Annotated in this window: 6 protein-coding genes; 3 read left to right on the top strand and 3 right to left on the bottom strand. The window is 69.5% G+C overall.

Annotated elements, in window-relative coordinates; genetic code table 11:
• The first annotated feature begins 204 nt into the window (after positions 1-204).
• Complete coding sequence (locus tag WMF27_RS26080) at positions 205-1,242, top strand: PA0069 family radical SAM protein (RefSeq protein ID WP_437766170.1); 1,038 nt, start codon at positions 205-207, stop codon at positions 1,240-1,242.
• A 357-nt stretch (positions 1,243-1,599) separates the two neighbouring features.
• Here WMF27_RS26080 and WMF27_RS26085 read toward each other — a convergent pair whose 3' ends face one another.
• Positions 1,600-1,974, bottom strand: coding sequence for a molecular chaperone DnaJ (locus tag WMF27_RS26085; protein WP_437766169.1), 375 nt, complete (start codon positions 1,972-1,974; stop codon positions 1,600-1,602).
• A 222-nt stretch (positions 1,975-2,196) separates the two neighbouring features.
• Between WMF27_RS26085 and WMF27_RS26090 the strand changes: the two genes are divergently transcribed.
• Together WMF27_RS26090 and WMF27_RS26095 are read left to right on the top strand one after the other, a co-directional pair.
• Positions 2,197-2,397: a hypothetical protein gene (locus WMF27_RS26090; RefSeq protein ID WP_437766168.1), complete on the top strand. Its 201-nt coding sequence runs from the start codon at positions 2,197-2,199 to the stop codon at positions 2,395-2,397.
• Positions 2,398-2,961: 564 nt separating this feature from the next.
• Positions 2,962-4,230 carry a lamin tail domain-containing protein gene (locus tag WMF27_RS26095; protein ID WP_437766167.1) on the top strand — a complete coding sequence of 423 codons (1,269 nt, stop codon included), beginning with the start codon at positions 2,962-2,964 and terminating at the stop codon, positions 4,228-4,230.
• A 283-nt stretch (positions 4,231-4,513) separates the two neighbouring features.
• Here WMF27_RS26095 and WMF27_RS26100 read toward each other — a convergent pair whose 3' ends face one another.
• Together WMF27_RS26100 and WMF27_RS26105 are read right to left on the bottom strand one after the other, a co-directional pair.
• The gene (locus tag WMF27_RS26100; RefSeq protein ID WP_437766166.1) at positions 4,514-5,521 is read right to left on the bottom strand and encodes a TauD/TfdA family dioxygenase; all 1,008 of its coding nucleotides are present in this window, start codon (positions 5,519-5,521) and stop codon (positions 4,514-4,516) included.
• Entirely contained in the window at positions 5,514-6,569 is a 1,056-nt protein-coding gene (locus tag WMF27_RS26105) for a MupA/Atu3671 family FMN-dependent luciferase-like monooxygenase (RefSeq protein WP_437766165.1), read from the bottom strand. Before WMF27_RS26105 ends, WMF27_RS26100 begins: the two co-directional genes overlap by 8 nt.

Genomic DNA, 6,569 nt, shown 5'->3' on the forward strand with positions numbered 1-6,569 from the left:
CGACTGAGGGCGTCCATGCCAGCAGGGCTCCCCCACCGTGTCAATCTGCTCTTCCCGCCGTGGCCTCCCCGCCGGCACGACCGGTGCGCCCCTGGCGCCCCGACCGGGCCCGCCGGGCTCTACTGAACAAACGCTCCCATCCCGGCCGGGACGCGCTAGACTGCGCTCGCAGCGCTCGCCTCTTCGCCCGGAGTACTCCGCACCATGCCGCGCCCCGTGAACAACCCTCCGAACCCGTGGTCGTCGACGCAGGTCGAGTACCTCGAAGAGGCGCCCCCGGCGACGCTGCAGATCTTCGAGGAGCAGGCCCGCTCCATCGTGACCGCGAACGACAGCCCCGATCTTCCCTTCCGGTTCAGCGTCAACCCGTACCGGGGCTGCCTCCACGCGTGCGCGTACTGTTATGCCCGGCCGTCGCACCAGTACCTCGGGTGGGGCGCCGGGACGGATTTCGATCGCAAGATCGTGGTCAAGTCGAATGCGCCCGAGCTGCTCGAGAAGGAGCTCAACAAGCCGAGCTGGCAGGGAGACACGATCGTGTTCTCGGGCAATGTCGATTGCTACCAGCCGCTCGAGGCGAGCTACGAGCTCACCCGCCGCTGCCTCGAGGTGTGCCTCGCGTTCAGGAACCCGGTCGGGCTCATCACGAAGGGCGCGCTCGTGCGGCGCGACGCCGCGTTGCTCGGCGAGCTTTCGCGCCGGGCGCGCGCCCGGGTCCACTTCAGCATCCCGTTCGCCGACGACGCGGTGGCGCGCAAGATGGAGCCGTATGCGAGCCGCTCGTCGCTGCGCTTCGAGGCGATGCGGGCGCTCTCCGACGCGGGGGTGCCGACGGGGATCTCGCTGTCGCCGATGATCCCCGGCCTGAACGACAGCGATGTCCCGGAGCTCCTGGAGCGCGCCCGGGCCGCTGGCGCGGAGAGCGCGTTCATGATGCCGCTGCGCCTGCCGCGCGAGGTGCTCCCGGTCTTCGACGAGCGCCTCGAGGAGGCCTTCCCGGACCGCGCCGCCAAGGTCCGCCGCGGCATCCAGGAGATGCGCGGCGGCAAGATGAACGAGGCCGCCTTCGGGGCGCGCTTCCAGGGCGCGGGCCCGCGCTGGGCGGCGATCCAGCGGCTGTTCGAGGTCCACTGCCAGCGGCTCGGGCTCAACGTGGCGCGCGGCAGCGGCGAGTACATCGAGCGAGAGGGCGAGTCGACGTTCAGGCGGCCGACCCGGCAGGGGACGTTGTTCGACCTGTGAGCGTGGCACGAGCAGCGCGGTGCTTGCCGACGGGTTCGCTGCTGACCGCTCAGCGCGCCACGAAGCAGCAGATCCGGCCGGCGCCGCCGGTCTGGACGAAGCGTTCGGCCGAGCAACCGCTCGGTGGTGCGGGCCGAGACCCACGAGGTCGGCATCTCGCCGCCGCCCATGCGGTCGTGGTGGCCGACCCGAGCGGGCACCGCGGCGGCGGGTGCCTCAAGGAGTCAGGGCTGAAATCCTCTCTGTCGCCTGCGCCTTGGCGTTTCGTGGCGTAGCCAGCACCCGAGAAGGGGAATTCCTGCCGAATGATCTCGGCATCAGATGCAGGACATGGCGCTCGCGGCTGCCTTCCGCCGCTCACGATCCGGGCGGACGGAGCTGCTTGCGGACCTTCTTGATGAAGGTCTGGGTGCACTTTCCGTGGGTGGCCTCATGCTCCACGATCTCGAGCGTGAGCTTGGTCTTCGTCCCGCTGGAGAGATGTGCGGCCGCGTTCACCTCCCTGGCGAGCTGGACGCCTTCCAGCGACGCAGGTCCCTGCGGCTTCTCGACGGCCGCCTGCTTGTTCGGCTGCCGGAAGTGGGAAGGCTTCGTCTTGGTGACGTCGCGGATGCCGGTGTCGTCCGAGCGCCGGCCGGTGCCGTGGCAGCCCGGACAGGTGGCGGTGGTGCCGGAGAACGAGTTGGCGATGCGGCCGTCGCCGCCGCAAATGCCGCAGGATTCACCAGCCATGAGCCTGGCCCTCGGGTCGGGGCAGGTGCTTCGGGTCCTTCATGCGCGAGAGCATACAGCCGATCGTGGCTCGTGGAAGCTTTGCCTGGGGCGGTCCTCCATTTTGTGCGTTGCGGCGGTGCTCCGCGTCGCGCGGTGTGAGCGTGATCCGCGTCGTTCGGCTCGTGGACGGGGCGGACGATCTGATCGTGTTCGGCGACGCGCACCGCCGTCACCACGTGGGTGCCCGCCCCCTCATCCATCAGCGTCGCTGTCTCGGTCACAGCCTGCCGCGAGCCGCCGCGCGCGACCTCGACGCTGCCGTCCACCCCCGGCGATAGACCGGTCACCTCGGTGGTCACCGTGCCGGTGCCGTCGCTCGTGAAGGTGATGTCGGCGGTGGCGATGTCGTGGGCGTCGCCGCTCGCGGCGTCGAAGCAGTAGAGCTCGCCGCCGCGGCTGAGGCAGGCGCCGGCGACGAGGGTCTCGGTGGTGTCCTGCCGGTCGAGCTTGGCGATGAGGACGCTCCAGCCGACGTGCAGATACAGCGTGTCGCCGACTCGAGCGTGATCACCGGTCACCTCGACGACGGGCTCGCCCGCGAGCGTGCCGGTGATGGCGCAGCTGCCTTGAAGGCCATCATGCCATGCCGCCCCAGCTTAGCTCTACTGCGGGAATCTACTGCGGGAAGTCGGCCGGGGAAGCGAACCGCCAAGCCGCCAGGGGCGCCAGGAAAACCGGGGAATAGGGGGGATGCCCGGACCGCCCCTTCCTCCTCTCCCCTTGGCGTCCTTGGCGGCTTGGCGGTTGTTCTGCCGCTCCGGGGCAACTTCCCGACAAAGCCCGACGGATCGAACGAGCTCACTCGACTCTGCAATATTACACCACGCTGGCGCTCGCGCGGAGGAGCTCGAATATCGGCCGTTGTGACGTGGCGCGCTCGAGTGCTATCGTTGCTTGGTGCCGGCGACCGGCTGGCGAGAGTTGAAGGTCGAGGGGAAGAGGACGATGAACCTCCGGTCTCACGCGACCGTCGTCGCGATGGCATGGCTGGCCGCGTGCGGCAGCGGCTCGAGCGAGCCGCCTCTGCCAGCGCCGTCGGGCGGAGCAGGTGGTACGTCGGCGGCCGGTGCCTCGCCCGCGGCAGGCGGCTCGAGCGGGAGCGCAGCACCGGCAGGTGGCGCGGGAGCGAGCGGCGGCGCTGCGGCTGTCGCGAGCTCGACCGGCGTGGCCGGCAGCCCGAACGCCGGCGGCGCCGCCGGAGCCGCCGACAGCGCCGGAGCCGGCGGTGCGAGCGCGGGGGCGGGCGGTGCCGGCGCGTGCCCGGCGGGCTCGACGCAGCTGTCGCCGTGGCCTGGCAAGGCCGAGGTACGCACGCTCGACAGCGAGGACGCGTTCGAGAGCGATCTGAGCGGGCTGACCTACGAGGCGCCCGGGGTGCTGTGGGCGACCGACAACCTCTCCGCCAGGCTGTTTCGGTTGTTGAAGAGCGGAGCGAGCTACGCGCCGGACACGTCCAATGGCTGGGCCTCCGGCAAACGGCTACGTTACCCGAACGGCAAGGGCACCCCCGACGCGGAGGGAGTGACGCTCGCCGCCACGAGCGCCGCGGGCGTCTACGTGTGCGCCGAGCGCGACACGGACGCTCCGTCCGTGAGCCGGCTCTCCGTGTTGCGCTACGACGTGACGGCCGCCGGAGCGACGCTGACCGCGACTCACGAGTGGAACCTCACCGCGCTCTTGCCCGAGGTCGACGCGAACGCGGGCCTGGAAGCGGTCACCTGGGCGGCTGACGGCTTGCTCACGGCGCGCCGCTTCTTCGACGAGAGCAAGGCCCGAGCTTACGTCCCGAGCGACTACGGCGAGCACGGCGCCGGCCTGTTTTTGGTGGGCGTGGAAGAGACCGGCAAGGTGTACGCCTTCGCGCTGGATCACGGGAGCGGCGCGGCCACCTTGGTGGCCAGCCTCTCGACGCCGCTCGCGGGCGTGATGGGGCTCGAGCTCGACCGTGACACCGGGAGCTTGTGGGCATCCTGCGACGACACGTGCGACAACCAATCCGCCGTGTTCGGTATCGACGACGCGCTCGGGCGCTTCGTGCTGGAGCGGCGTTTCAGGCCCCCCAGCGGGCTGCCGGACTCCAACAACGAAGGCATCGCGCTCGCGCCGGACGCGGAGTGCAGCGGCGGCGTCAAGCCGTTCTTCTGGACCGACGACGCCGATGCCGGCGGCTTTTCCCTGCGCGAAGGCTCGCTCGCTTGCGGTTGCCTCGAGTGACTGAAGGTCGTGTGGTAGAGCGGCAGCGCCTCGGGTGTCCATTGTCTCATCATCTCCGTATCTGGATTGAACACCGTCCGCCTCATCCGACGCTTCTCCAGAACCCGAAAGAGCTGCCCGACAGCCTCCTTGAAGAGATCGAGGTAGCGACCCCAGCCTGACAGCAGAAGCCTCGCTTCCCCATCCGCAGCGGCGGTGCGCAGGCGACCAGCGACACCACGGAGATCGTGTGGTCGTGGTTCGACAGGGTCCTCGGCGCCTCCGCAGAAACCAATCCCCGCGCCTATTGCAATTGAGAGCGCCTGACAAATCCCGCGCGGGAGAAGGCGTCTCCCATTGCCACCAGGACTCGCCGATCGCCCTCGAAGGGACGCCGTCCATGCGCGAAGGACATGTTGTCCAGCACCAGCACGTCGCCCGTGCGCCAGGGAAACGTCACCGTGTGCGCCGCGAACGCCGCGCGGATCCGATCGAGGTCGGCCTCGTCGATGGGCGAGCCGTCGCCGAACAGCGCATGCCTCGGCAGCTCGTCCTCCGCGTACACCGAGAGCATTGCATTGCGCGCCGCGGCCGGCAGGCTGGAGACGTGGAACAGGTGCGCCTGATTGAACCACAGCACGCAGCCGGTGACCGGGTGCGCGGCCAGCGCGTCGCACACCTGTCGGGTCCGCAACGCGTCACCCTCGATCCACTCCCACGCGATGTCGTGCACGGCGCAGTAGCGCTCCACCTCGCCGCGCTCGCTGGTTTGAAACACCGTCTGCCACGGCAGATCCAGCCCCGGACGATAGTTCCGCACGTACATCACCCGCTTGCGCGCGAAGCGGTCCACCAGGGCGGGATCGAGCGCCTCGGTGACGCGAGCCACGTCGGCGAGCGGCGTCTCTCCGCCACGCGACGCCGCCCGATCACAGAAAAAGAACAGCCGCAGCGGCCAGTCGCGCTGGTAGGCATTCTCGCAGTGCATCGGGATATCCCGGGCCGCGGGATACTCCGTGGCGGTGTAGATGCGCTCGCCCACTTCCGTTCGCGGCGTCGACCGGTACACGTAGGGCAGCGGCTCGCACAGCGCGCCCACCACCTCCGCGAACTCTGCCTCGGTCACGCCAAAGCCGCGGAACAGTACGCCCCCTGCCCGCGCGAGCAGCGCCTCGAGCGCACCCTTGTGCTGACGGGCGAGCTCGGCGAGGCGCATGCCGGGCCGGTCGCAGGTCACCAGCTGCAGGCGATCCGACTCTCGCACCAGCTGGCTGGCCAGGACTCCAGGAATTTCGGCGATGAGCTCACGCATCGGCATCGAACCTCCGCTTCAGGGTGCGCAGCGCGTCCAGGCCCTCGAGCACCTGGCCTCGCTCCACCCCGAAGTCGATCAAGCAGGCGATCTCGTCCACCCCGGCCTCGTTCATAAGGCGTAGCCTGGCCTCGAGGGCGTCGACCGTGCCCATGCACGAGCTCGACCGGTAATAGCGCTCGAACGTCAGGTCGAGCAGGTCCTCCATCACGTCGTCCGAGATATCGCCGTCGGGCATCGACAGCGAGCCGCTCATCTTGCCGGCCTTCGCCGCCTTGATCTCGAGCTGCACGGCAGCGCGCAGATACTCGCGCATGCTCGGCCGGACCGCGGCCCGCACCAGCTCGTCGGACGGGCCGACGAAGGTGTGCAGCATCAGAGAGACCACGCCGGACCTCGGGTCGAAGCCGGCGGCGCGCCGCGCCTCGCGGTACTCGGTAATGCGCTGGCGAAGCGTGTTGAGGTCCTGGAACATCATGTGCGTGAGCACGTTGGTCCCGCGCGCTCCCGCGGCGCGCCAGGTCTCGAGCGAGCCCGAGGTGGTGATCCAGACCGGCAGATCCCGCCGGACCGGCTTGGGGAAGATCTCGAGCGTCTGCGGCCCGGACAGGGTCTGTCGCGAGATCGGCTCGCCGCGCCAGATCCGGCGCAGCTCGTCGATCTGTTCGTACATCACCGCGCCCCGACGCTCGTAGCGCTCGGGGAAGAACACGAAGTCGTTGGCGTTCCACCCAGAGCCGAACGAGATGGCCGCCCTGCCGCGCGACAGCTGGTCGACCATGGCCCAGGCCTCAGCGATGCGGATCACGTCATGCAGGGGCGAGATCAGGCTGCCCGAGCGGAGCTCGATCCGCTCGGTCACCATGGCCAGGGCGGCGCTGGTGATCGCCGGGTGCGCGAAGGCGCCGCCGAAGCGATCGAAGTGCCGCTCCGGCGTCCATACGGCGCGAAAGCCGTTGGCATCGGCATACCGGCTGGCGGCGATCATGAGTCGGTACGGGTCTTCAGCGCCCGAGTCGGACGAGAAGAAGAAGAGGCTGAACTTCAT

This window comes from Sorangium sp. So ce281, from assembly GCF_051527395.1.
Classification (GTDB): domain Bacteria; phylum Myxococcota_A; class Polyangia; order Polyangiales; family Polyangiaceae; genus Sorangium; species Sorangium cellulosum_B.